The organism is Bacteroides coprosuis (assembly GCF_020741705.1).
In the GTDB taxonomy this organism is placed as follows: Bacteria; Bacteroidota; Bacteroidia; order Bacteroidales; family Bacteroidaceae; genus Bacteroides_E; species Bacteroides_E coprosuis.
Genome location: NZ_DYYK01000082.1, coordinates 1 through 26,806 on the forward strand (window position 1 = coordinate 1; position 26,806 = coordinate 26,806).

A 26,806-nucleotide genomic window follows, 5' to 3' on the forward strand; every position below is an offset into this window, starting at 1 on the left:
AATCAGTATCTTTAAATAACTTTTCAAAAGTTCTATCTAATCGTTGTCCTAATCTTGAGATATTCCATGCAGATAACACCCTTTTACACAATAGGTTTCTACTAATTGGAGCTTCCTTTTGAACAACTTGATTAATCTGCTTTAAAATTAAGTTTCGAGAATAAAAGAAATCATCTTTAGGTTTGTAAACTAAGTCCAATTCGGCAGTTTCATAAGGAATTGATGAAGATATAGATTCCTGATTTGGAAAATCGCTCAATCCACATAAAGGCTGTTCAATACTCTTAGATATTGGAGGAACAAAAGGAGTAAAAGGTTTTTCTTTCTTTATTGGCTGTCTGTTTGTTTGTTCTAATGCCTCTATAATTGTTCTTAATACTTTTTCTGGATCTTCCCACCAATCTAAAGTCCAAACTCGACAGATATTCCATCCCAACATTCGAAGGACACTATTTTGCACTATTTCTCGATCACGAACCATCTTTGTAGCACAATAATTTTTGCCATCACACAAAATTCCCAATCTGTAATTTGTCAAATTTTCTTCATCTACAATTCCTATATCTATTTTATAGTCGGAAGAACCAATATCTGTATGAACTTTATAACCTAATGTTCGTAATTTATCAGCAATTATATGGCTAATGGTGTGTTCTATCTCTTTACTATTGCCTCTCATTACTAGCGTATGTTCTCCCCTTTCTGAGAACTCTAAGAAGCGTTTTAAACCTGCAACTCCTACAGAAGATGTTCTATTTAAGTCTATTTGATCTGATCTTAAAGTAGAAAATATTAGCATTTCATATCTCGCCCGTGAAACAGCCACGTTGAGCCTACGTTCTCCTCCTATTCTATTTAAAGGACCAAAATTCATACTCACATTGCCCTCTTTATCGGGCCCATATCCTATTGAAAATAATATAATATCTCTTTCATCTCCCTGGACATTCTCTAGATTTTTAATAAATAAGGGCTCTTCACTATCGAGGGCTAGACTTTCTAAGTTAGGATCTTCTACATAAATATCATGAAGCATATTTTCAATTAAAGATTGCTGTACGGAGCTAAATGTAACTACTCCAATGCTACGCTTCTTTAAATCTTCATCGCTCAATCTGCGTACTATTTCATGTACTATTGCTTCTGCTTCTGCTTTATTTTGTCGAGTTTTACCTTTATCATAAAATCCATCAACAGAAACGTGCTTTACTTTAGATTCAATATTATCAGGAGAAGGGAAAGTTAATAATTTCTTGTCATAATACTCAGAATTACTAAAAGTAATCAAGCTTTCATGCTTGCTCCTATAATGCCACAATAAGTGTTGAGAGGGCATCGACAGAGCTAAACAATCGTCCAATATACTCTCAAGGTCTTCCAATTCAATATTATCTTCATCAACAGAGTTTGAAGAGAAAAAATTGGTCGGAGGCATTTGTTTAGGGTCTCCTACGATAACTACATTTTTACCCCTAGCTATAGCTCCGACAGCTTCATATGTAGGCATCTGTGAAGCTTCATCAAAAACAACCAAGTCGAACTTTTCCGCATCTACGTCAATATACTGAGCTACAGATATTGGACTCATCAGCATACAAGGACATAGGCGTGGTAATAATTTAGGTATCATATCAAAAAGCCTACGAATAGAAATACCTCGTGCATTATTTCTTATATTTCTTTGTAGTATACCCACTTCAGAATTATAAGAAGCCTCTCGAGTAAAAGAGGGTAAATTAGAGGCTAATTGAGCGTATAATTCTTCTTTCGTTAACTCTTCAAATCTTGCAACTAAGTCTTTATACTTCTCAATAGAATCATTGAATATTTCGCCTTTAAACAATTGTAAATCATCATCACTAGACATAATATATTCTATAATGGCTTTGTATAAACTTTTATTAAACACTTGAAGCAATTGAGAAGTATTTATATTATTAGCCTTATATTGATCTGCAATAAAGCCCAAATTGACTTCAGCGATTTGTCTATATATTGTCAACCACTGATACCAATCTTTCAGCTGATCTATATTATTAGCCCATCCATCTAGTTTTATTTTAGTTACCTCTATCCACGGTTCATCTTCACATGTCAATAAATCGGGGTTTATGCAGAGTATATTTATTAATTCAGACTTATCTTCTTCCACTTTTTTATAAAGAGATATTATTTCTGTTAGTAAAGAACCATGAATACGTCTAAAAGTATCAATACCCTCAACTAATTGAGAACCTAATCCTTTTTTAATTTCATCAGTTATAGAGATATCTTTTGTTACATCTAACAACAACATATTCAGTTTAGCCACTTTCTGAATAATTAAGCTTATTGTGTCCCAATCTTCTTCTTTACTATATTGTCCAAAAAAGTCTGTCCAGTTTTTTTGATTCTGTTGAAGATACTTTTCTTCTTTTTGGTAGTTGATTATATCTTCTAAAGTAGCAACTATATTTGGCCTTAATTCTTTAATTGCATATGTTTTTAATTGCCTCTTTACTTTTCTTTGCTCTATATATTGAGGTAAAAACCATTTTAGAGATGCAGATTGCCAACTGTTAAGAATGCTTTCAGCATCTATTATTAAAATATTTTCAGAGAAGCTTTCTAAAATAGTCTGTTTTAACGTTGTTTTTTTACGTCCATGAATGCATAATTCTTCACACTCTTTCAATAGATTTGTCAACTGGGGTGCAGATATCAATGAGCTTGTCATCTGGGGTATATCTAATAAAATATGTAAGATTTCCAAAAAAGAATGACTATTCCTCTTATACATACCCAAATTATGACCAGCCAATATTGAAGACAACTGAGCTACCTTGGTGTCCAAAAGGTATATATTACTTTTCGCTCTATTTATAGTCTTAGAAGCTTGTTGTTGAATAGTTGATGAGTATTGTTTTATTTCAATTCCATCAAGTGCGTGGTTATGTGGATGTCCACAGGCATTTGTAACACTAACCAGTTTTTCAACTGCTTCACGCCAATTTAAAAGTTGATTCTTGTCTAAATTAGTAATCAACTCCTCTGGTATTGTAAATAAAGGTTCAGCAGCTATATATTGATATTGCACAATAGCATCATATAAAGAATATCCAAAAGGATATTCTTTATGAAGTGCATCTATGTATTGATTCATCTCAGAACGTAAAGAAAATATTCGTTCTGCTTCAATCTTAAAGTCATCTGGATGCGTTGTAGCAACAACGTCTGTTACTGCTTTCAGTTGCTCCATAACCATGCTCTTCTTTATTTTGTTGGAATGAAGTTCTAAACAAAATGGAGCTAAGTTTATAGCCTCTAGCCGGCGCTGCACCACTGATAGCGCCGCCATCTTTTCAGCGACAAACAATACTCGCTTTCCTTTATAAAGAGCATTTGCTATTAAATTCGTAATTGTTTGTGACTTCCCTGTACCTGGAGGCCCATGAAGTATAAAGTTTTTCCCATTCGCTGCCTCATAAATAGCTTCTAATTGGGAGGAGTCGGCACTTATTGGCAATATGATATCTGATGGTGATAATTCTTTATCCAACTCTTTTGTATCTACTTTCGTGCCATTTATCTTCCATTCAATTTTGCCATTTATTAAACTTGATACAACTTCATTTTCCTTTAATTTATCCGAGTTGTTGTGAATGTCATTCCACATTATGAATTTATTAAAAGAAAAAAGTCCTAGTATAGCTTGCTCTTCAACATCCCACTTGGGTTGGTTTTTTATGCTATTTCTTATTATACTATAAATAAGACTGACATCAACTCCACTATCATCTGTAGGCAAGGGATCTAAACCAGAAATTGTAATGTTAAAGTTTTGGCGAAGCATCTCGAGAAGAGTTATATTCATAAGGGTTTCTTCTTCACGAGAGCGAATAACATATCCCTTAGCTGCAGATTTTCTAATGATTTCTACTGGTACTAATAAGATTGGAGCATAACGTGGACGTTCACTCGACGATGTTTCATACCATTTTAATAATCCTAAAGCTACATATAAAGTATTAGCTCCATTTTCTTCCAATGCTGTTCTTGAAGATCTATAAAGGTAAGTCAACGTCTTACTCAGCTCCGTCTCTGTTAAATAGGTTCGAAGTCTTTTTTGAGTTAATTCGGATTGGATTAAATCAAGAATAGGATCTCGAGCCGAAATTGCAGAATATAGTCCATAATTGAATAATGGATTATCCCAATCGGTAGGCTTATGCATCACTCTAAATTCTTCACCATCTGCTAGAGCATCTTCAAATATATCTAATTGTGATGAAATCAGTTGTAACGTGTTTCGAGTTATCCTAACATTTAATAAATTATTGCGTAAGCTTAAATCAAGCAATTTTCTCTCCCACATTAATTGTTTGGTAACCACAACATCAGGGCTTATTCCCGATAAATCATAAGGATTTATGCTTTTGGGCGTTATATTACCAGTAGATTTCTGAAGAGCTTCTTCTTTTATCTGCCAACCTTCACCATGTTGTACACGTTGGGATATTGGTTTTAATCCAGAAAAACGAGCTCTTTTCACATCGATAGCCAATATAAACTGATTATTTAACAACTTATTATTTGCGTATGAAACTGCTGTATCAAAATCTATATTATTTGATTTATTCATACAAGTCGTTTCAACTAGTGTAATATCATTAATGCCGTCTGCAATTCTTTTACTCAGCAAAGAAACATCATCTACTACACTATCAGGAAAAGTTTCTGGCACTAACCATCCTCCAGCAAAAGCATGACCTTGAATAATTATTAAAAGGGAATGAATACCGATAGCTTCAAGACATGAAGCATATAAAAGTGACATATCTAAACAAGTCCCCATTCTTTGAGACAAAACAGCATCAACCAATCGTATTCGTTGTCCGTACTCTTCAAAGCTTGCAGGAATAGAGCTATACACTATTTGTTGTTCTGTGATAGCTATATATATTGCTGCCATCTGCTTCCTTACTCTATCAGAATTTCTACTTTGATATTCATCAAGCGAAGGATTTCCTGTCCAAAGTTCTAATATTTCTGAAGCTCTTTTTATAATAGGTTGTAAAGCAGGATGATTGGGTGTAACAAAAGAAGAAAGCATTTGAGGAAGTACCGTTAAACCACCCCATTGATCGTATGTAAGTATATCAATTGGGTAATTATCCTCAAATAGCACATCTTCATCAGAATAAACTTTAAGATTTATATCTCCTAAAAAGTGCTCTGTCAACTCAGCTAAATAGGCTGGAGAAAGCTTCAATTCAGGCAGTTGTATTCTTATCTTATCTCTAGGATGGATGACTTGAATGGGAATTGAAGACAATGATCCAAAAGTCGGATTAAGCTCAAATTGAATTTTTATATTTGAAAGGGTTGTATCTGTAAGATTTTCAACAAAAAGATCACGGAGTACTGAAACGCTATTTTGTTGCATTGCGAAGTTGATTATAGGTAAGTATTTTAAATCAACATCTAATTTATTGGGTATGGTATCCATAAAAGATAGAATATTAGGTCAAGTTAGTTTCTAAAGTATCTAGGATAGATATAATTAGTTACAAGTTAATATTTATTTTCAAATTTTTCATAATAAGTCCTACTTTATGTTTAAATATACAGTTCTAGTACTTTAGAAAATACTTTTCTCCCATTTTACTCAAGATATCCTGACACTATAACTAAAGCAGAGCAGACTTTTGCCTTAGTCATCGTATCATCATGTCGGTGTCATGACGTTACGATGTCGGTGTCAAAAAAGAGCGAATATTATAAATTAGGAATGCTTTAATCTGTATTATTCCATCTTTTACATTCTGGTAAAAAGTAGATTTATTTTTAATTGGATTGTAACACCTCGCTTCTATAAGTATTAATTGGAGTTAAGCACTCTATCAATCTGTTCCTAAATCTTTTGCGCGGAGTGAATCTTTTGTATCTTATCTATGAATCATAAAAACAAAAGTCATGCTATTAATACCGAGAATTGTACAGTGTAGTTGCTGTTTTATTCAGTTTCAGTCTATTCCTACTTATGCCTATGTAAAGTGTACTAACTGTTTTCGAACCTATTTTATGTGCCACAGCTGCAAAAACAAGGGCTGCTCTTGTGGCGGTATTTTGGTGAAAAGTAATTATTACAACCGCTTGTTACTTCTTTAATTCCACACTCTTATTTTTCTCTCTCAATATTCATTTCTGTTTTACATAAAGAGTTGAGGGATTATTTACGAACTACTCCTTGGAAGAAGAAATAGATATCCTTTTTTTAAGAGAGCTAGAAGAGGTATATGTATAGCTATCTTAGTAGCATTTTAGGAGCAAACCGCATTATTCTTTTCAGAAATCGCAACACTTTTCCTTATACATTGTTTGATAGTATAGAAAAACTATATTTTTATGGATTCAATAAGGATTACTCAAGAAAACATTCCTACTCTACAAGAGAGAATTAAAGCACTCAGAAGATTTGCATTTGGCGATAAATATGATGCAAACAACCCTAAACACCAACTCAGCAATGATGAAAAATGGGTGATAGGTAATGATACAATAGAAATTAACTTTCCAAATACGGGTGCAAATAGCTACTCGATTGACGACTTTCTACGTTATACTGATGATTTAGGAGATATTAAGGTAGAAGGACATTATATTTTTGCAGGTAGTACCGTGCAAGTTCCAATCAATTATCCTGTATCTGGACCGATGGATATCGTTTTTAAAAGTGCCAATTATACTATGAGAATGGTTTTTGCTCCTTTTTTGGTTAACCTTATTGATACTCAATGGGGTAACTTCACTAAAAGAGAGTATTATGCAATCGAAATATTCAATCCTTATGGTATTCCTGATTATATGTACCCCGAGGTACGTAAAATGGTAAATCGAATTCTTTACTACCTCAGTAACAACGCAAAAAAGAATTTCCACATCCACCCCATTCCAAATGATAACACTCAAAGCTGGGCTGAAATGAACCAAGGTGTTACTGAAATAACCTTGGAAAAACTTCCTTTTTCTTCTCCTTTATTACGAATGTATCGCGAAGCTCTTTCTCGTTCCAATAATATCTTTGCAAGATATATTCAGTTCTACAAGATGATAGAAGTAGTTTCTCCATTGGCTTTAAAGGAGAAGATGTATCATGAATTGTTTGATGAACTCAAGAATCATAGTGGACAGTACAACCTTAATAATCTCACCAGCATTGAGCAAAGTGTGAATAGGTATAATAAGACAATTCAAGAAGCCGTTTTGGCTGCTACTGTATTAAAACATTGTGTGTACAATATAAAAGATTTATACACTTCTCTCCCCGATCCTATCAAACAGAAATGTGCTAAAGATTTGAATATGGATATTTCAAAAGATTTGTCCAATGTATATAGCTCAGGCTTATCGGTAGTGTATGATAAAGTGGGTTCTATCTTATATGCTACACGTAGAGGTATAGCACACTTTAAGTCTGTTTATCAATTTACGGGTGATGAATGTAAAGAGGCAGATATGGATCAACTCAATGTGTTTATGGAGAAAGTATGTTCTAGTTTAATAACTTGGAATAACAAACAACCAGACCACATCCGCATTAAGGATTAATGCAATAGAGATCCCTTATAAAAATTGAAACCTCCTAGCATCACTGCTGGGAGGTTTCTTGCTTACTATGAAACAAAAGAAAACGGTTAACTTATTTAGGACAACTACCGTTTTCTTTTTGTAGGGTTGTCGATAAAAACACCTTTTAAGCTCCAACGAGCACTTAATTTGTTTAGGAGCTCACAAGGAGTTTTTATCAAACATGTATAGACAGATTAAACACATCATTTTGTTAATAAAACCCTATAAAAATCAACCCTATTTTTTATAATCATCAATTCTTTTATTTTCTTCTTTCTTCTTAAACACTTCTTGAATAAAAGTATATTTTAGGGAAGAGGCATCTGCTGGCGGATTTAAGACAGTATCCTTTCTTACTTTCAACACGTATTCATAGCCATCTTCAAATTCAAAACCTTCTATACGATTATAGAAAATTCCCCAGTTACCACCATCCTCTTTCACCCAGTAAAACTCTCCTCTGAATGCACCTGCATCACCTTCAACCTTGAAAGGTGCAACTTCTAAAACAACTTCATTAGGCTGTTTTTTCTCATTCAGTTGGCAGCTACTAAATAGAAAGAGCATAGCTACTAGAATAGCAGAAAGACCTCTTACCCTAAAAGTATACATCGGCACTTTATTGTTTAATTCTATATAGTAAATGCAGATAAATGTATTATACTGCACCACTTTCAATTCTTTTTTGATATTATTTTCAGTTTTATTTATAATCATCAGTATATCAATAGAATAATAGATTAAAATATTATTAAATAATCTTTTTTGTAGAGTAAGTACATCTCGTTTAAATTAGCATTGAGACGGATTCTATTTTGATTTGATAATAGAAATGTAACATCTCATTCTTTTTTAAGAAATACAGATCAATTGCTGAGCTATATCTTTGGTAAAAAAATAAGAATATAATTCCTTTGCTGAGGGTTATTGCTTAATTTTATAAATAAGCAGTAATTGCCCTATATAAAGACAATACATACCTATGAACGAAGTTCTTATTATTCTTGGACTGATTCTTTTGAATGGAGTCTTCTCAATGTCAGAAATAGCCTTAATATCTGCACGGAAATCTCGTCTTACTACCGATATAAAAAAAAGGGAATAAAGGTGCTCAATCGGCACTGAAGCTAGCCAGTCAGCCTGATCGTTTTCTATCCACGGTGCAGATCGGTATTACACTTATTGGTATCCTTACAGGTATCTATTCGGGAAGGACTTTGGCTGTTACTTTTGCTGATATGTTATTAGATTGGGGTATAAAAGCGAGTATTGCCCCTAGTCTAGCTCAAGGGGTTATCGTAGTAATAGTAACTTATCTAACCTTGATTTTTGGCGAACTACTGCCCAAACGTATTGGTATGGCTGCTCCAGAAAATATTTCAAAAGGAGTAGCACGTCCTATGTATATTATTTCATTAATAACCTCTCCTTTTGTGTGGCTACTCTCTAAAAGCACCAGCCTTATTTTTAAACTTCTAAATATAAATGAATCATCAAGTAAGATCACTGAAGAAGAAATTAAATCGATTATTCAAGAAGGAACGGATGAAGGGGAAGTACAGCCGATGGAACAAGATATTGTGGAACGAGTATTTGCTCTGGGTGATATGCGAATAAACTCTATTATGACGCATAGAAATGAGGTTGTATGGTTTGATTCACAGATGACCATTGCTCAGGCCAAGCAAGTAATGAATGAGGATATCTACGAGCTTTATCCTGTTGCCAATGGTGATCTAGACCATGTAAAAGGGGTGGTTTCCTTGAAAGACCTTGTGTTACACATGGATCAGCCCCATCTTAAGTTGGAACACATTATTACCCCGATAACTTATTTTCATGAAGGTCTTACTGTATATAAAGCTTTAGAGCAAATGAAGCAACAAAACATCAGTAGAGCTCTGGTTTTTGATGAATGGGGAAGTTGTAAGGGGATTATTACCTTGAAAGATATTTTTGAAGGCTTGGTAGGCGATGTCATGGAAGCCGACGAAGAGCCAATGATTATAAAAAGAAAAGAAAAAGAAGGTTGGCTGGTTGATGGACAATGTCCCATCTACGATTTCTTAGAACATTTTGAAAGAGAAGATTTATATGAAGCAACAGATTACCTTACACTTGCTGGATTGATATTGAAAGACTTACAACACATTCCTCAAAGTGGAGAATCCATATCATGGAATGGGTTCCACCTTGAAGTGGTAGATATGGATGGATCTCGTATTGATAAAGTGCTAGTAACACTTTCCTCTCACAAATAAAACGCTTTTCTTTTACGACAAAACTATTTTGATAACAAATTCTTATGGATGCAATTATACAGTGGTGCTTAAACCATCTTAATTATTGGGTAGTAACCTTGCTTATGATTTTAGAGAACTCCTTGGTCCCTCTACCCTCCGAACTGATTATTACTCCTGCGGCATACCGTGCAGCACAAGGGGAGTTAAATGTTTACTTACTCATCTTTTGTACTACTTTTGGGGCAGTAGTAGGTGCACTCATCAATTATTTATTGGCTATAAAAGTGGGGAGGTACCTTATCTATAAGTTTGCAGATGGTCGTTGGGGTAAGCTCCTTGGTCTGAGTGAAGCCAAACTACTTACTGTAGAAAAATACTTTATCAAAAGGGGGAAGATTTCGACTTTTCTGGGCAGACTCGTTCCTGCTGTTCGTCAGTTTATCTCCATCCCTGCAGGTTTGGCTCGCATGAAGCTGTCTTCTTTTCTTATTTATACTGCTTTAGGCTCGGCTCTATGGAATTGTATTCTTATCGGATTGGGGTACTACCTAGCATATATCGTACCCGAAGATAAGTTAATGGAACAGTTGAGTACGCACAGCTCCATTATAGCCTTCTCTATTGTAGGATTAATTATTGTGGTTTGGGCAGTAAAGAAGTTGATTCGCAAACTCTTCAAGAAGAAAGTGAAGCAGATGTAGTAGTGCTACTTACTTCCTATTTAGTGCCAGAACATAATCATCTACATCCATATAATCAATGCCAAAATTCTTTGCACAGAGGTAGTCTGAATCTGAAAACTGCCCTGGCTTACCACTCGCATCCCCTATCATCAAATAATGCTCTTTGGGCATGTCGGAGTGGTACACTCTCCACTTCTTCACTAAGTTGTCCAGCATACCAGGGTTGGGCTTCCTGAGGAAATCAGCAGGGTTATTGGATGGAGTAAAGCTATAATCAACCAAGACTTTTCTACCCACAAACCCCTGAATAGCCTCTTTTACATAACTGATTTTAGCATCAAAGGCAGACATATTGAGCAATCCTCTCTCTATTCCTCCTTGATTGGATACAATAAATAAAAAACCAATGCTCCCATCTTGAGTAATCTGGTCAAAATGAAGTTTTAAGGCTTTCCATACCTCCATCTTTAGTTTCATATCCCAAATACCCTTTGGAAACGGACTTCCATTTAATGTTTGAATTAATGTTCCATCTAAATCGCAAAATACAACTCTCTTATTCTTCATGCTATCTGCCTCTATAATTAAGATTAAAGATAGTAGAACAAACACAGATTGCTTTGGTTCTTTCTCCTTTACAAAGAGAAGTTATTATTTCTTGCCTGAAACGAAAAAAGGTCTGCTATTCAAGTTAGCAGACCTCTTCTATCTATTTAGATTTTAAAACATTCTATCATATTGGTATAAATTGAGCAATCTACCGAATGCAAACAACCCATTATCAATCTGCTTTACAGATAAAGTAGGGTATTTATCCATCATGGCATGAATAAAGGGTAGATAATATTTCTTGTAAAAACGAATCTTTGCACTATCTGAAAGATGATTGGATATGCATTTATACTGCATCTTGTGCATATAGTTGAATGCTCGATGAATATGCTGGTCGTAAAGTGGATATTTCAAAGGCTTTAGGATGTGGAGTAAGAAGATAGCCCACACAGCAGAGATCTCGTCAAACTGCTCAAAGAACTGATCTAAGTCGATGTCTTTCTGACTCTTTAGCTTGTTTATTTCATCAATACGATCGATGATTTTGTCTTTAACGGTAAGTTCTTTCGATTCACTTTTACTATACCTTCCTCTCCACCTATAAAGTTTCCAAATATTATCTTCCTTGTACTTCTCTCCTTGTGCATATTTGATGTTGAGGTTATAGTCTTCCATATTGGGATAATCATACAAGTTCGACCAAAACTTTATAAATTGTTCAAAGTCTTCTGCGCTACTCCGTGATAGAATAGGTATTTCAATATCTTCCATAGTTTAAGTTTGTTGTTGAAATGTCGGCAGAATCTTCAAAAAGAAGATGACATTTCTGGTTTATAATTAGGCTAAAAAAAAGAATATGCCTTCAGCATACCCTTTATCTATAACACTTTACACCCCTAGTTTTGTTCTGAAAACTCCAACAAACTACGAAATACTTAATAAAAAGGATCAATCTAAGACTGCTATTGAGTTACTTCTTCAGAATATATCTCTTCTCCAATTGCGGTAATTGTTTCTTGTACTCTACTTTATTCCATGGTTTCCCCGTCATCTGTTCCACATATACAGATAGAGGGACCAACCCCAGTTCGTTTCTTCTAACATCTACCTCATCTATATATTTAATAGGATAAACCACTGGTTCATTCGAATCATCGGGTATAATCTGTGTTCCATATATCTGAGGTCTGTTCTGACGCATTTCAATACGATCAATCAACAAAGCAAAGTTATCTGGACGTAACTTACCATTCATAACCGCCTGCTCCATCATCGGTCTATATTTGATTTGAGTATATAAATCGGCATGCTGCATAACCAAGAACAGAGCTAGCGAGGCAGTTTCTCCAACTTCTTCTGCACCTACCCACCCATAAGTATCCAATATGTGAGTAATCTTTTCATGATTCTCCTTATCAATACTTTTCATTTTTTCAGAAAGTAGTTTCATTTCTGTAGGTGAATTGGCTTCGCTATATTCTTGTCGTACTTGCTGATCTGAGTATAAAATAGACATTAATTCATTACTCAATGCTTGGTTATACTTAATTCTCTTATTCTTTTGTATTTCAAGCAGTTTAGTTTCTATCTTTTTCCATTCCGCTTGCTGTGTTAGCTTTGCAAATTGTGGAGAAACAGTAAAGAAATTGACTACTTCAGGATTGGGTTCTTTACTATCTAAGTACTTCTCTACATACTGAATAGCAACCTGATACTTCTCTTCCATAGTGGCACACATAGCAGCAGCCACATAATATTCTACCTTATTGTACCCTTTGTCAAAAGCAGATTCATAGGCAGTTAATGCTAGGGAGAACTCTTGTTGGATGACTAGAGAGTCTCCTTTTGCTATGAGTTTCTCTATTGAAACAGAGTCTGTTTGAGCAAAGCCTAAAGCTGAACCAAAAAGAAGAGCTGTAGATATCAGCATTCTATTCATATCGTGAAAAATTTAATTTACAACAAATTAAATCAATTTATAGGTGGTATAAAATAAATTGAGGGAGAAGTTAACGAATATAAGGAATCTGTCAACATTATTGACACAGAACATCTGCTGACACCATAAAATAAGTGGGCAACAGTAGAGACCATGCTGTTGCCCACTTATGCCTTGCATAACACTTCTAATTGTATCGGTCTCTAATGATCTGTATAGTTTAGTTTCTTAACTTTTATATTGCCAAGTTGAGCCAAACCCTCATTGAAGAGATCTATAACTTCGTTTGTTAATAAAGGATGAAACTGATCTGCTAAAAGATAACCTTCTATCTTTTTCATTTTATGCTGTTGGTAGTATAAGTGATTGAATCCCCTATTTTGAATATCTTTTTCAATTAACTTATTAGGGTACTGCAATCGTCCTTTTGCCAAGAATAATTCCCTACAAATACTAAGATAAAAGAAGAGCTGACTCAGGATACCTATAGTAACTTTTTTATATCTTAATTCAAATATTTTGAGCGTATCTTTTTCTATGCCCCACAAGTCAATGCCACTAGCACCGAGACTAAATAGGGCTTTGCTCTTATGAATTTTCCCATCAAACACCCCAGTTGGTAACTGAGAATAAACATCTGTATCGAGCTTAACTTTTTGTTTAAGGTATTTGTTTAAAGCACTATCATTCTGCACAAAAAGCCATTTCACATAAGACTCCGACCAATCTGAAGCACTGCGAAGCTTTTGCTCCGCACTAAACCTCTCCCCCAATCGATCAATGGGCTTTAAAGGATAATTACAAATGATGTCGCCTCCAGCCAAAGTCTTTTCAACCTGCTGTACTTCCCAGTTCTTAGATTTAGGAATCTTGAACCAAGTGTACATCAATTTAAACATCATAATTCTGAACAAAAAACGACGGTAATCATGCGAGTCGGGATTATCAGGGCTTCTCCAATCTAAGTAAACATCTTCGAGTTCCTTGAAGGATGCTTTGATACAGATAATCCAACTTTCAAAAGCAGCTGAATTGTTTTGAAGATTCTGGAGTACGGGATTGTGTGCATCACTACCTCCTCTAACATTGGCTGTGGGAGCAAGTATAATCTGCACATGTAAATTATTCCCTTCGATATTGAATTGGATATCGCGAGGAAAGTTAATATTCTGATTTCCTATTTGGGCTCTTAGTTCTGTTAAGATCGTTTTTTTATCCATAGCTCTCTCTTTGGTTATATATTCCACTTGGGGAATACATATTATATAACATTATATCATGCCGTAATGTTGTAAAACGATGAATAGCAAAGGTCTTTGAGAATAAGCTATTCTCTCATATTAATGGATAAAACATCTCCAAAAGGTATTATTATAAAGGAGATTACTTATGAATAGGTACAAAAAAAGAGGTCACACTTTCACAAGTACGACCTCCAATCCTATAATAATGAAAAAATTCCAGACTTTCTAGCCCTAGGATCTACTTTATGTTATTATGACTAACCGTAAGCCTAGCAGTATCTGGACTTAGCTTTTGAAGTAAACCTTCTAAAAATACTTCTTAGCTTATATATCTAAAAGTACAAGTAACCTTTGTATTTACCAAATAATTCTCTATTTAGAATCGAATTAATTTTTATAACATGGCCAAGAAGAGGTTCAAAAGATAAGTTAATAGACATGAAAATTACAAGGTAGTTACAAGGAAAGTGTAAAAGAATGATAGAATAAAAGAAAGAGTTAGCTGAGTTAGTATGGGGAGGTTACATAAAACAAACTCTCCCCTACTAACTTTTTACATGCTAAGAGTACTCATAAACTTAGCATTATGCTACATATTACCTATATTGTGTTCTATAGGTATTCAAATATTTTTACTAAGACTATGTTGAGAATAACATTGTTTTTAGGAATGGAAACTGAGGAGACTTCTTGTCTCTCCTGTGTGTTTAAATAGTGTTCATAGTATTAGTAAAGTAGAGGTTTCACAACCTATCAATTCAAATGTAAAAAATATATTCTAATAACTGACCATACTTAGTTAAAATATTTTTAAATATTCTTGCAAATCTTTTTCATTGTTCGTATGTTTGCGAATAACAATTAAAACTAAGTAGATGTCTAATCAAAAAAAGTATACTGAAGAACAAGAACAAATAGCTAGAATAGCAAAGGCTCTATCCCATCCTATTCGCATTGCTATTTTACAAATGTTGGCACAGCAGGAATGCTGCTATCACGGTGATATGTCGGAAGTTATACCGGTGGCTAAAAGTACACTTTCTCAGCACCTGAAAGAATTAAAAGATGCTGGACTTATACAGGGAGAATTAGAATTACCTGCTGTACGTTATTGCATTAACCAAGAAAACTGGAAAATAGCTAAAACATTGTTTGCTACTTTCTTTAAGGACATTCACACCAAAAACAACTGCTAAAATTTTTTATACCTATAGTTCGTATATTTGCGAACATACTAATAACATCCTATACATATTATGAATATACTTATCCTTTGTACAGGCAATAGCTGTAGAAGCCAAATGGCTCATGGCTTTATGCAATCTTTTGATAAAAAGCTAAATGTCTATTCGGCTGGAATTAAAGCTTCAGGTAAAATAAATCCGATGGCAGTTGAAGTCATGCATAAAGCAGGCGTAGATATTTCTCATCATCAGTCTAGAAATGTATCTGAATATCTACACTCAAATTGGGATTATGTTATTACCGTTTGTGGTGGCGCTAATGAATCTTGTCCCTCCTTTTTGGGAAATGTAGCAAACCGATTGCATATTGGTTTTGATGACCCCTCCGAGGCCATAGGTTCAGATGAGTTTATATATAGTGAGTTTATTAGAGTACGCGATGAAATTAAAGAACAGTTTTATCAACTCTATCTACAAATACAATCAGAAATCTTATAAAATTTTACTTTATGGAAATTATTGTTCTCGGAACAGGTTGCACCAAGTGCAAAAACCTATTCAACTTAATTCAAAAAGTTGCTCAAGAAAACAACGTAGAAGTCCATCTTTCTAAACTTGAAGATATGGCTCAAATTTTGCAATACAATGTTCTTTCACTTCCAGCTGTTGTAGTTGATGGAAAGGTTGTACTTAAAGGGGTTATACCTACTGAAAATCAAGTAAAAGAAATTTTAAAAATAGGATAATGGATAAACAGAAAGAATTTAAAATACTAGGTGCTATACTTTTCGTATTTCTTGGATTCTTCTTCCTCCCTTTGCAGAGTGAAACATTTCAAACTGCTCTATGGGCGACCTTAGATTTGGCAAAATGGTATGCCCAAGAGCACGTTATATTATGTCTGCTACCAGCCTTTTTTATAGCAGGAGTTATTGCAGTATTTATCAGTCAAGGTTCTGTCGTTAAATACTTTGGAGCAAATGCAAAGAAGTGGGTATCCTACTCGATAGCTGCTGTATCAGGAACGATATTAGCAGTATGCTCTTGCACTATTTTACCACTCTTTTCGAGTATTCACAAAAGGGGTGCCGGTTTGGGACCTGCAATAGCATTCCTTTACTCTGGTCCTGCCATTAGCATCTTATCCATCATCCTTACAGCCCGAATATTGGGTTTTGAAATGGGTATGGCTAGAATGGGATTTGCCATTTCCTTCTCTGTTATTATAGGAATGGCAATGTCTTTTATCTATCGCAAGGAAGAAAGGATAAAAAAGGAAGAACAGATGGTTTTAACTGGCGATCCGGAGCAAAGATCTCTCAAACAAATAGCTACAGTATTCTTTACGCTAGTGCTTATATTGGTATTTGTAAACTGGGGAGCACCAATGAAATCTGATACGGGTATATGGTCATGGATTTTTAGCAACAAATGGATTATCACAGGGGTTTTGGGAGGGATACTTTCCGTTTCACTCGTGAAAATTCTGAAGATAAAATGGACATGGGTTGCTACTTCAGTGTTGGCTACTATAGTTTCGGCTCTACTTGCTCAACATTATGTTAGTAACTCTAAGTTAGCTCCACTGATCCCAATGTCAGTGGCCATAGCAGCTTTAGCTGTAATGACACTTAATGATAAGAAAAATACAGAAAATGGAGAGTGGACTATCGCATCATGGGGGTTTGCAAAACAGATCATGCCTCTTCTTGCTTTAGGAGTTTTAGTGGCTGGATTCTTATTGGGTTCTTATCACGACAATGTAGCACTCAATGGAGTAATACCCAATGCTTGGATTGAATGGGCTGTAGGCGGCAACTCTTTACTTTCCAATTTCTTGGCTAGTTTTGTTGGAACTTTTATGTATTTTGCAACACTCACAGAAGTTCCTATAATTCAAGGTTTAATAGCTTCAGGCATGGGAAAAGGTCCGGCAATGGCACTCCTTTTAGCTGGTCCATCACTTTCTTTACCCAATCTTCTTGTCATTCGCAAAGTGTTGGGTACAGAGAAGACTCTAGTTTACCTAGTTCTTGTAATCATACTCTCTACTCTTGCTGGCTATTTATATGGTTCCGTGTTTTAAAATTGTATAGTAACATATTGATTATAGGGCCCATTTAGTATATCTAGGTGGGCTTATATTATAACTCACAAATGCATATTTATAATAATTAAATAGGAATAATAATACATGGTTAAGTATGGAAAATCATTACTTTGTATTATTGAAAACATATAACTGCTTGATCCTATTTCTGAGGCTATACGAACCACTTCTCCGTTTCTAATTGGATGATTTACTCAATTTGCCTCCACTCTACTCTTCCATATTTAGACAACACTCATCCCTAATTTTCCCCAAAAGCCAAGAGGATGTGCCAAAAGGCACATCCTCTTGGCTTTACTCTGTCTTCTGTTTTATAAAAAGGCTGGTTTAAAGTAATAGTTTACGTCCAAGCCAAAAGTGAAAAGCATAAGGGCTAGCACAAGTACTATGGATACGTCTAATTCTTTATGTTTAAATATTTTGACGCAAAAGATAGAGAATAGAACTGTAATAATAGCAAGTTGCATCAGAAAGTAAATTTCGGGCATAACAGAATAGAACAGCCCTGAAACCAAATACAATATAAAACAGGTAATCGTAAGCTTCGTCGTTTTAAATAAAGCTGGCCCCATTTTGCTTATGGGTACATCTCCGAAAAGTATATTCATAGCAGGTTAGTTTAAGGTTATATACATTACTTATATTTCAATATGCGGCATTACCAATAGTTGAATTTAGGATGAATAAGCAGTGTGTTCAAGCCGTTACATTACATCTTAATCCAACTTCTTCTATCATTTATTCCAGAAGAGAATAATACACCGAACTAAATATACTTATAACCAATCATTTAAGCCAATTTTAGGGGTAGATAAATGTTTACAAATAAGAGATAAAGCATTTGATAGTTTGTAAAAGCTCTATTAAATGGTCTATAAATCAGGGGTCGGATAGCTTTAAGAATGTGAATAAAATCAACAAATAGAACATTTATATATAAAAAAAGACTAGAAGAATAATCTTTTTAGATGATCTGTATGTTTACTAAACAAGACCTCATGTCAAACATAGTAACTGAGGAGAAACAAATGAAACATTTTTATTTACTTTTTAGTCTATTTCTGTGCCTTTCATGTTCTCAAACTAGAGATCCAAATCAAGAGTTGAGAGATTATCTTAATTTCAATTTAGGTGGCACCCATTACGAGATTGTTCATGTTGAGGAGCCTGATAGTTCCTATTCACCACTTAGCAGCTTGCTGGGTTCTCGTTATTATATGAGAGATACAAATATGAAATTCCAATTAAGGCACAAACAGCTTATTGTAGATGATGTTACTAATAATCATTGGAGCGATGATTTACAATTGACAATGCAAAAGTCCGATTCTATTATAAAGAAATATCATAAAGCTGCTCAGCAAGAGTATGCTAAATATCTGCTTCCTAAGCGTGAACAGCCTATTCCAAATTGTAAAATAAGAAAAGCCACCCTTATAATCAGTGGTGATACGGTACATGGACAATTTTTCTATAATGCAGATGGCAAAACAATAGGTCACTGCATCACTCGCATCGAAAAATATATGAATGATGTAGAAGAAGAATATAAAAAATGGGGACTTATACGCTATAGTGCCGAGCTAGATCTAGAAAAACTAGCTAGTGAGCACAGGCATTAACTCATTCTTTTCATTTTAAATAAGAATAAAGGCTACCTAATTGGTGGCTTTTTTCTTTTACATAAAGTTCAAACAAACGCAATATTTCAACACGCAAGACAAAACTTTAATTCTTTTCATTTACTTAAAGTCTCTATTTATAGGCACTAGTAGAAAACTTTGTAAAAACAAGTCCAATCATATAGGCACTAAAAATACTGACAAACAGAATTACTTATAAAGAAAAGTTTCTATATTTGCCACCATGATGGTGCTTTTCTAGCTATTCTACTAGAGAAGTAAAAGAGAATCCAGTGAAAATCTGGAACAGTACCCGCTACTGTAAGTTCGTAAGAATCTTTGTAATCTTCATTGCCACTGTTACCATTAGAGTAATGGGAAGGCTTACAAAGTGAACAAGTCAGGAAACCTGCCATCAGCATTCAACATGCATTATTTTAAAAATTCCCGGGGAAAGGAATTTTGTAAAACACTATTATAATATCACTTATGAAACACAAAATGTTTAGAGTGTCGATGGACACTTGTCGCAAGGCTGCGTTGTGCCTTCTTGCGACTTGCTCAGGTGCGACTTATGCTCAACAAAAGAGCTTAACCGATTCTATCTTCAAAATGCATGAGATAGAAGTATGTGCTGATAAATACGTTGTACCCAAAATCAACAAACTACCTGTACCGCTACAGTTTATGCCCATTACAGTCAATTCTATCTCGGGAGAGCTTCTCGAAAACAGAAATATAGTAGATTTGAATGAGGCTGTAAAGTTTCTTCCCTCTACCCGACTGCGTACTACTTACGGAGGTTTTACACAGTTTTCTGTTCGTGGATTCGATCACACCCCTATTATGATAGATGGGGTACGTGATGAACGTACGTCAATTAATAATTCAGCTCCACTACCCGATTTAAGTTCTTGTGAGACTGTAGAATTAATTAAAGGACCAGCATCTGTGTTGTATGGACACTCGGTAGTTGGTGGTGTACTCAATGTAGTACGAAAGTCGCCTGTAGCCCAACCCTTAGTTAAGGCTAGAATGAGTTATGGAACATGGAATAATAAGCAATCCTCTATCGACTTGGGTGGCAAAGTTTATGGAAATATGAATTACCGAGCTACGCTAAATTACAGTGATAATGAAGGTTATAGACAAACCAACAACAAGAGATTCTCTGGATATTTAGCTCTAGGAGGGAAAATCAATGAACATCACTTTTTAGAGTTGAGAGGTGGTTTTAACAGAGATAAATACGGAACTGAAATAGGTTTGCCCGCCACTATGAAAAGCGATATCTATGATGCAAATGATAATGAAATCTACTTAAATAAGGATGAATCTCTTCCTGGATTAAACCCAAAATGGAGATACAATAATGAATCTGATTTCCTCAAGAACAAGGCAGAGAACCTCCAACTAACCTATACTTATACACACTCAGATGCCTTTAAGCTTGATAATCGTTTTTCATACAATCACGATATCATCGACTATTTCAGCACCGAGTCTATCCCCTATTTAGAAAGCGATAATCCTATTTACAAGCATTATTACCTTAAAGATAATAAAGGGACAAAAAAGTATATTTGTTTAGATACAGTGCAAATCACTTATCCTTTACGTTTTGCCTATGATGTGCATTCATACAATGAGCAACTAGAAGCTTCTGGAAGTATCCAGCTAAATAACGGAATGAAATACAACTACCTTGCAGGATATAATTTTGTGGCTTTCTTCCGTGAAAATTATCGTGGTTATGGAGGAGGTAAACCTTTGACTGATTTTATTGAAGGTCCTGGATTGTTTTCTAAAATTCCGGTAAATAATCCCCAAAGTATGGGCTATATGAAGCCTCACTTTGGTTTTGCGGGTGTAGCAGAAAGCTATACTCACGGTTTGTATATCCAAAACCTATTTGAGTTTTCAGATAAATTGAAAATGATGGTGGCTGGACGATTTGATTATTTTGCATACAAATATGCAAGTGCCGATGTGAAAGATTCCGAAAAGATGGGCTATACCAATCGCCAATCTTATGATAAGATGCACACTACAGCATTTACTTATCGTGCGGGACTAGTCTATTTACCCACAGAAAAGCTTTCTTTCTATGCTTCTTATGCCAATCTATACCTACCTTACAGAGATTTCCCTAATACAGATGCCACTATCTATATCAATGAAGATGGTGAACGATTCTACCCAACAGGCTCAAAGACTTTCAAACCTCAATCGGGCTTTCAAGCAGAGGTAGGTGGACGCTTTAAATGGAATCAATACCTTGAGGCTTCGGCAAGCTTATTCTACATTCGTAAGAACAATGAAAAGAAAACCTTGGCAAGAAGATTTGAAGATCCAGAAGATGACAATATTTTAAAAACAGTTGTAGGTATTGTAGGTAGCACAGCCTCTCAAGGTCTTGAGTTAGAATTAAAATCAAACCCTCTACCTGGACTTTTCTTCAATGCGGGCTATGCCTTTACCGATGCAAAGATTCGTAAAATGAAAAAGACAGCTTTATTGCCATTAAACGATACCGAAAAAGGTTCTCTACTGCCTAATGCACCTCGTAATACTTTTGTTTTAGCTGGAGATTACACAGTTCAGAAAGGTATGCTACGCAATTTAGGGGTAAACATCACTGTTTCTTATATGGATAAAGTAGCTCACGACTTAGTTCGTACGGTGGAATTTGATCGCTACTGGTTAACAGATTTAGGTTTGGGCTACCGACTAGATAATGGAATTGGATTAGCTTTAAACGTGCGAAATGTATTTAACAAAAGCTACCACACTCAATCTTTGGGAAGACAACTTGTGCCAAGTGATCCTCGCAATATTATGGCTACTGTTTCTTATACTTTATAATAAGATATATTCATGTTTAAAAGATTATTATATTCATTACACAGAGTACTGGGAACTATTCTCAGTATTCTGTTTTTGATTTGGTTCTTGTCGGGTTTCGTGATGATCTATCACAGCTTTCCACAAGTGGGTGCAGCAGATCGATGGGACAAATTAGATCCTCTTTCTAGTAATCTTATACCTTTAGATTCACTAGATATTCCAACGAACGACTGGCGTGCCATTGAGCTTAAATCTATCACTCACAATCCTACTCTATATCTATCTTCTAAAGACACTACTTATACTTTATCTGTAAATGGTAGAGAGGTGGAGAGTGTAGATATATGGAGCTATGCAAAACGGTGGAGTATGGGTTCTATTGCTAAAGTGGATACGATGTATCATTTAGATCAGTGGAATCCCTTTTCTTCGCGAAGAGACCATTTTCCTCTTTATAAATTTTATTTTGATGACCCAGAAAAACATCAGCTCTATGTATCATCTCATACAGGAGAAGCACTACAGTTTACAAGCCAGTCGAGCCGAATCTGGTCATGGCTAGGCGCTATCCCACACTGGGTATATTTTACGAGTCTTCGACAAGATCTACAATTGTGGAAAGATGTAGTAATTGCTTTATCGGGTATCGGAGCAATTATGTGTCTTGTCGGTGGAATATGGGGTGTAGATATGTACATCAAAACCTACCGACGCAAACGAAAATGGGCTTCTCCTTATAAAAAGATAGCATATAAGTGGCATCACATCTTAGGATTCATCTTTGGCTTCTTTGTGTTTACGTTTGTCTTTAGTGGAATGATGTCTTTGTACTACGTACCTCAATGGCTTGTTCCCGTACAGAGCAAGGAGATTACAGTGCAACTGCAAAATAATAAACCACTCCCATTCGATTCTTATAAAGGAGACTATACAGAGTTAATTACTCGTTTTCCAGAACAAATAAAAAGCATACAGTGGAGCAGATTTGGAAATATTCCCGTGTATAAAGTAGCTATTGATGGTAATATTCAACTGTTTGATGCTTCTACACCCGAAGTTCAACCCTTCGTTGCCGATGAGCATAGGGTTCGTCAACAATTGGATAAGATACTTTCATCGCCCTACTCTATTCAGCTCCTTGATAAATACGATAATTATTACGTTCACGCTCATCACAAATTGCCTTTACCCGTTTACAAAGTTGAGGTAGCCGATGCAGATTGTACTACTTATTATATTAATCCAGAGAATGGAAACATCAGAACGTTCAACACCAATAGCCGTATTCAGAAATGGTTGTATGGTGGTTTGCATTCTTTCAATATTAAGTTTTTGGTAGATCGTCCTATCTTGTGGAACTTAGTTATGTGGATTACTATGCTAGGCGGAACATTGGTTTCGGGTACAGGAGTATGGTTAAGCATTCAATACCTTCGTAGAAAGGTAAAAAAGAAATAGTTTTCAATCTATATATTTCCCTAAAAGGAGAACTTGCAAAACGAATGAGCAGGTTCTCCTTTTCTTGTTTTATCCCTCCATTTTTCAAAAAAACTCTTTATTATAAGATATTCAGCTAATAACAACAGAAACAGAGTCTTATCTACTCATTCAATACTGTTTTGAGAAAGAGTAGATTTACTTTGACACCGACATGATGATACGATGACACCGACATGTCATTGTCTTGTCGGTGTCAAAACAATACGCTACCCTAGGGAAAAAGCAACCCCTAAAAGGAGGCCGACCAACCAAACATGATCTGTCGTTGTTCCAATTAAAAGGTAGTATCAGATTTTTGTAACACTACATTAGCCTATCTTACAGACTGATTTAATTTGTCTGCTACCCTACCTTTAATTTTTTGTGCCTATACCCGAGTTGAACCACAAAGAGAACACCGAGGCATCAACAAATACAGTCTTATCAAGAATTACTCCTTAATATCTTTTCTCTAAGCCCAAAAGTTATTTAATCAAAAAGTAAAGAGAAAGGACTATTACAGTAAAATATAGATCAATTATTTAAAAGATTGGCTTTCTTTATTTCACTAATTTAGGAACAAATTTATCAAACAAATGGATAGACTTTACCCTCTTTATCATTGTAAGTATTTATTTGTATCCGCAATTTTGATAAAGATGTAAATATATGATAACTTACAGCAAAGAGCCGTTACAACTTTGCTCAAATAAAAAGAGAGAACTTTTGTTTTTTATGCTTCTTTTTACAAGAAACTAAGTATAAAAACGATTAACTTTGAGTATTAAGCAAAAAATATATTGATTATAATAAAGATTTATTATGCTAAAAAGTGAATTTTGGGGAGATGAGACAGAAGCTGTCAATCTTGCTTTAGATTGGGCTATTGCCCACACAGTGAGTGGAAGTGATCCGAAAACATCCTTTAAAAGCTCTGAAGAGCTTAAAAAAGAGGTAGGCGTATCTATAACTTCTGATGGACTTGGAGCAAAAGAAGCGATGCGTCTCTATTCAGAAGTACTAAATCCTGCTACCCGATCTGCAGACGACCCTATGGCTTTAGCCTTTATTCCTGGTGCACCTACAAGGGCTGCAGTGGCATTTGATGCAGTTGTTTCAGCAGCAAATGTTCACGGAGGAATGTGGGAAATGGGAGCTGGTGCTGTTTTTGCAGAAAATCAGGTTTTAGGTTGGATTAAATCTTTACTCGGATGGACTGAAGAGGCAGGAGGTACTTTTGTTTCGGGAGGTACGCTAGGCAATTTGTCAGCTCTATCGGCTGCAAAACATACAATAAAAGAAAAGTGGAGACAGATGGGACGTTTCCAGAATGGACGACCTATCACAGGGTATAAATTAGCTTGTGCTAGTACAGCACACTCTTCAGTACGTACAATAGCTACAGTTTTAGATGTGGATATTGTAACCATTCCTGTAGATGCAGGTGGACATCTAACAGGTGAAATGCTTGAAAAGGCTTTGGTTGAAAACCCCACTATCTTTGCAGTAGTAGCAACTTCAGGTACTACAAATACTGGGATTGTAGATGATATAGACTCTATTGTTACTGTTGCTCATAAATATGATATCTGGGTGCATATTGATGGTGCTTATGGTGGAGCTGCTTTAGCAGCACCCTCTGTGAGACATTTCTTTAAAGGTATAGAGAAGGCAGATTCTTTTATAGTAGATCCACATAAGTGGTTGTTTGCACCTTACGATTGTTGTGCAGTGCTATATAGAGATCAGAAGCACGCTATACATACGTTCTCTCAGCATGCTGAGTATCTAGATGCATTTGGCAATGAAGAGGTCAATCCTTCCGATTTGGCAATACACCTATCACGCAGAACACGAGGTTTGCCACTGTGGTACTCTTTGGCGATCCACGGAACTAAGAAGTACGAACAAGCCATAGAAAAGAGCATAGAAAACTCTCGCAAATGTGCAGAATACATCCGTAAATCTTCTCACCTAGAACTTCTTCTAGATCCAGAACTTAGCGTTGTAGTATTTGCCAGAAAAGGTTGGACTCCAGAGCAATACGATGAATGGTCAAATAAACTAGCAAAAGCAGGAGAACTTCTTTGTTTGCCTAGTAAACTCAATGGACGCACCATATTGCGATTGGCGTTTATAAATCCTCATACAGATGTTGATAAAGTAATCCATATTTTAGAGACCACCATGAAGTAAAAACGGTACTTTATCAGAATAGCATAAGATACAATATAAAAGGTTTGAATAATAAAAAGTTATTCAAACCTTTTATTATATCGGGCATAAGCTAAACTATAAGACATAAAAAAAGCAGCTACATTTACTGTAACTGCTTTTGCTAGTGGTACGCCCACAGGGATTCGAACCCTGGACCCATTGATTAAGAGTCAATTGCTCTACCAACTGAGCTATGAGCGCATCGCTTTATTTGCGATTGCGTTGCAAAGGTAGTTTAAATTTTTAATTGACCAAACTCATTATTAATAAAATTAGAAGGACTATTTTTGCCCTTTCTTCTTTTAACATATTATACTTATAAACTGATACTTTCTTAATACGCAATAATAACTAGTTTATTAGGAGATTAGAGATTAATAAAAGTTGAATTGTTAGCTCTATCTCTTAAAGTAGTTAGCCTATTATTTATACTTAGTTAATTATTGTAATTAATGAGTATTTAAATAGTGCCTCATTATAAATTAAAAAAAGAGCAGCTTATCTCAAGCCACCCTTCTTCATCCTTTAACTTATAATACTAAACTAACACCTTTGAAAAATTCTTTCTTCTTACTTTCAAAGCTAAATAAATATCTTTATTCTCCTGCTACATCTACTCAGTTTTTGATTGTTCTGACCTCAATTTAACTCAATAAACACATTCTTGTAATATAATCGTATCATATCGTTCGTCTCAAACCTTTTAAAATGTAAAAGAGCGACTATCACTAGCCACTCTTCTCTCCTTAATAACTAATACCTATGATTTACAATACATATTTTATCCTTCACAAAATAGGAAAAACATCTACTGCATACAAAGCATCTCTTTGTTTTCTGACTAATCTCGACGATACTTTTTCAAAAATCTTCTTTATAGCAATATCTTTGCAACATGATGAGCATAGTTTGTTAATCCTATCTTTATTGACCCAATTATAAATACTCTTCAGACTTAGAAAAAAGGATAAGACCTCACTCTCTTTTATTAAAAAGTGCATAGATAATGGTTTTAAATGCGTTTTTCGATTTACAATAAGAATATCAATCTTTTTTTATTACAAACATAAAATAT

At 35.0% G+C, this 26,806-nt stretch carries 17 protein-coding genes, 1 tRNA gene, 1 pseudogene and 1 riboswitch; of the genes and pseudogenes, 11 read left to right on the forward strand and 8 right to left on the reverse strand.

Annotation, left to right across the window (positions count from 1 at the left end; all coding sequences use genetic code 11):
- Window positions 1–5,488: DUF3320 domain-containing protein (locus K8V80_RS04855; RefSeq protein ID WP_276775820.1), on the reverse strand; the 5,488-nt coding region annotated here is incomplete at its 3' end.
- A gap of 899 nt (window positions 5,489–6,387) precedes the next feature.
- Here K8V80_RS04855 and mauJ point away from each other — a divergent pair.
- On the forward strand, window positions 6,388–7,590 hold the full coding sequence (gene mauJ / locus K8V80_RS04860) for a methylamine utilization protein MauJ (RefSeq protein ID WP_006744947.1): 1,203 nt from the start codon (window positions 6,388–6,390) through the stop codon (window positions 7,588–7,590).
- 258 nt (window positions 7,591–7,848) lie between these two features.
- On the opposite strand, the gene K8V80_RS04865 is transcribed toward mauJ, so the two are convergent.
- On the reverse strand, window positions 7,849–8,328 hold the full coding sequence (locus K8V80_RS04865) for a DUF4377 domain-containing protein (protein ID WP_276775823.1): 480 nt from the start codon (window positions 8,326–8,328) through the stop codon (window positions 7,849–7,851).
- Window positions 8,329–8,593: 265 nt separating this feature from the next.
- Here K8V80_RS04865 and K8V80_RS04870 point away from each other — a divergent pair.
- Together K8V80_RS04870 and K8V80_RS04875 are read left to right on the forward strand one after the other, a co-directional pair.
- Window positions 8,594–9,872 (forward strand): annotated as a pseudogene (locus tag K8V80_RS04870) (hemolysin family protein).
- Window positions 9,873–9,916: 44 nt separating this feature from the next.
- A complete protein-coding gene (locus tag K8V80_RS04875; protein WP_276775824.1) occupies window positions 9,917–10,555 on the forward strand; it encodes a DedA family protein in 639 nt (212 codons plus the stop codon).
- A gap of 9 nt (window positions 10,556–10,564) precedes the next feature.
- On the opposite strand, the gene K8V80_RS04880 is transcribed toward K8V80_RS04875, so the two are convergent.
- From K8V80_RS04880 to K8V80_RS04895, 4 genes are all read right to left on the reverse strand, one after another.
- The gene (locus tag K8V80_RS04880) at window positions 10,565–11,104 is read right to left on the reverse strand and encodes an HAD-IIIA family hydrolase (RefSeq protein WP_006744951.1); all 540 of its coding nucleotides are present in this window, start codon (window positions 11,102–11,104) and stop codon (window positions 10,565–10,567) included.
- Between the two features lie 153 nt (window positions 11,105–11,257).
- The gene (locus K8V80_RS04885) at window positions 11,258–11,860 is read right to left on the reverse strand and encodes a hypothetical protein (RefSeq protein ID WP_276775827.1); all 603 of its coding nucleotides are present in this window, start codon (window positions 11,858–11,860) and stop codon (window positions 11,258–11,260) included.
- Between the two features lie 199 nt (window positions 11,861–12,059).
- Entirely contained in the window at window positions 12,060–13,028 is a 969-nt protein-coding gene (locus K8V80_RS04890; RefSeq protein ID WP_276775829.1) for a DUF6624 domain-containing protein, read from the reverse strand.
- Between the two features lie 203 nt (window positions 13,029–13,231).
- Complete coding sequence (locus K8V80_RS04895; RefSeq protein WP_276775831.1) at window positions 13,232–14,248, reverse strand: hypothetical protein; 1,017 nt, start codon at window positions 14,246–14,248, stop codon at window positions 13,232–13,234.
- Window positions 14,249–15,147: 899 nt separating this feature from the next.
- Here K8V80_RS04895 and K8V80_RS04900 point away from each other — a divergent pair.
- The 4 genes from K8V80_RS04900 to K8V80_RS04915 are packed head-to-tail and all read left to right on the forward strand — an operon-like array spanning window position 15,148 to window position 17,542.
- Entirely contained in the window at window positions 15,148–15,468 is a 321-nt protein-coding gene (locus K8V80_RS04900; RefSeq protein ID WP_006744970.1) for an ArsR/SmtB family transcription factor, read from the forward strand.
- A gap of 60 nt (window positions 15,469–15,528) precedes the next feature.
- Window positions 15,529–15,954 (forward strand): arsenate reductase ArsC, encoded by a 426-nt coding sequence (locus K8V80_RS04905; protein WP_006744971.1) that lies wholly within the window; start codon window positions 15,529–15,531, stop codon window positions 15,952–15,954.
- A gap of 11 nt (window positions 15,955–15,965) precedes the next feature.
- Window positions 15,966–16,202, forward strand: coding sequence for a thioredoxin family protein (locus K8V80_RS04910; RefSeq protein WP_276775834.1), 237 nt, complete (start codon window positions 15,966–15,968; stop codon window positions 16,200–16,202).
- Window positions 16,202–17,542: a permease gene (locus K8V80_RS04915; RefSeq protein WP_276775835.1), complete on the forward strand. Its 1,341-nt coding sequence runs from the start codon at window positions 16,202–16,204 to the stop codon at window positions 17,540–17,542. The genes K8V80_RS04910 and K8V80_RS04915 overlap by 1 nt, the downstream gene beginning before the upstream one ends.
- 335 nt (window positions 17,543–17,877) lie before the next feature.
- On the opposite strand, the gene K8V80_RS04920 is transcribed toward K8V80_RS04915, so the two are convergent.
- Entirely contained in the window at window positions 17,878–18,174 is a 297-nt protein-coding gene (locus K8V80_RS04920) for a hypothetical protein (RefSeq protein ID WP_276775836.1), read from the reverse strand.
- A 390-nt stretch (window positions 18,175–18,564) separates the two neighbouring features.
- Between K8V80_RS04920 and K8V80_RS04925 the strand changes: the two genes are divergently transcribed.
- From K8V80_RS04925 to K8V80_RS04940, 4 genes are all read left to right on the forward strand, one after another.
- Window positions 18,565–19,188 (forward strand): hypothetical protein, encoded by a 624-nt coding sequence (locus K8V80_RS04925; protein WP_157450722.1) that lies wholly within the window; start codon window positions 18,565–18,567, stop codon window positions 19,186–19,188.
- Window positions 19,189–19,419: 231 nt separating this feature from the next.
- Window positions 19,420–19,619, forward strand: a riboswitch (cobalamin riboswitch).
- Window positions 19,620–19,677: 58 nt separating this feature from the next.
- Entirely contained in the window at window positions 19,678–22,053 is a 2,376-nt protein-coding gene (locus K8V80_RS04930) for a TonB-dependent receptor (RefSeq protein ID WP_276775838.1), read from the forward strand.
- A 12-nt stretch (window positions 22,054–22,065) separates the two neighbouring features.
- On the forward strand, window positions 22,066–23,493 hold the full coding sequence (locus tag K8V80_RS04935) for a PepSY domain-containing protein (protein ID WP_276775839.1): 1,428 nt from the start codon (window positions 22,066–22,068) through the stop codon (window positions 23,491–23,493).
- An 843-nt stretch (window positions 23,494–24,336) separates the two neighbouring features.
- Entirely contained in the window at window positions 24,337–25,710 is a 1,374-nt protein-coding gene (locus K8V80_RS04940) for a pyridoxal phosphate-dependent decarboxylase family protein (protein WP_006744981.1), read from the forward strand.
- Between the two features lie 146 nt (window positions 25,711–25,856).
- Here the strand turns inward: K8V80_RS04940 and K8V80_RS04945 are convergent.
- Window positions 25,857–25,932, reverse strand: a tRNA-Lys gene (locus K8V80_RS04945).
- Window positions 25,933–26,806 lie beyond the last annotated feature (874 nt).

Excerpts from the sequence above, each read along its gene's own strand:
- mauJ (WP_006744947.1), top strand. The coding sequence starts at position 6,388 with ATGGATTCAATAAGGATTACTCAAGAAAACATTCCTACTCTACAAGAG.
- K8V80_RS04865 (WP_276775823.1), bottom strand. The coding sequence starts at position 8,328 with ATGATTATAAATAAAACTGAAAATAATATCAAAAAAGAATTGAAAGTG.
- K8V80_RS04875 (WP_276775824.1), top strand. The coding sequence starts at position 9,917 with ATGGATGCAATTATACAGTGGTGCTTAAACCATCTTAATTATTGGGTA.
- K8V80_RS04880 (WP_006744951.1), bottom strand. The coding sequence starts at position 11,104 with ATGAAGAATAAGAGAGTTGTATTTTGCGATTTAGATGGAACATTAATT.
- K8V80_RS04885 (WP_276775827.1), bottom strand. The coding sequence starts at position 11,860 with ATGGAAGATATTGAAATACCTATTCTATCACGGAGTAGCGCAGAAGAC.
- K8V80_RS04890 (WP_276775829.1), bottom strand. The coding sequence starts at position 13,028 with ATGAATAGAATGCTGATATCTACAGCTCTTCTTTTTGGTTCAGCTTTA.
- K8V80_RS04895 (WP_276775831.1), bottom strand. The coding sequence starts at position 14,248 with ATGGATAAAAAAACGATCTTAACAGAACTAAGAGCCCAAATAGGAAAT.
- K8V80_RS04900 (WP_006744970.1), top strand. The coding sequence starts at position 15,148 with ATGTCTAATCAAAAAAAGTATACTGAAGAACAAGAACAAATAGCTAGA.
- K8V80_RS04905 (WP_006744971.1), top strand. The coding sequence starts at position 15,529 with ATGAATATACTTATCCTTTGTACAGGCAATAGCTGTAGAAGCCAAATG.
- K8V80_RS04910 (WP_276775834.1), top strand. The coding sequence starts at position 15,966 with ATGGAAATTATTGTTCTCGGAACAGGTTGCACCAAGTGCAAAAACCTA.
- K8V80_RS04915 (WP_276775835.1), top strand. The coding sequence starts at position 16,202 with ATGGATAAACAGAAAGAATTTAAAATACTAGGTGCTATACTTTTCGTA.
- K8V80_RS04920 (WP_276775836.1), bottom strand. The coding sequence starts at position 18,174 with ATGAATATACTTTTCGGAGATGTACCCATAAGCAAAATGGGGCCAGCT.
- K8V80_RS04925 (WP_157450722.1), top strand. The coding sequence starts at position 18,565 with ATGTCAAACATAGTAACTGAGGAGAAACAAATGAAACATTTTTATTTA.
- K8V80_RS04930 (WP_276775838.1), top strand. The coding sequence starts at position 19,678 with ATGAAACACAAAATGTTTAGAGTGTCGATGGACACTTGTCGCAAGGCT.
- K8V80_RS04935 (WP_276775839.1), top strand. The coding sequence starts at position 22,066 with ATGTTTAAAAGATTATTATATTCATTACACAGAGTACTGGGAACTATT.
- K8V80_RS04940 (WP_006744981.1), top strand. The coding sequence starts at position 24,337 with ATGCTAAAAAGTGAATTTTGGGGAGATGAGACAGAAGCTGTCAATCTT.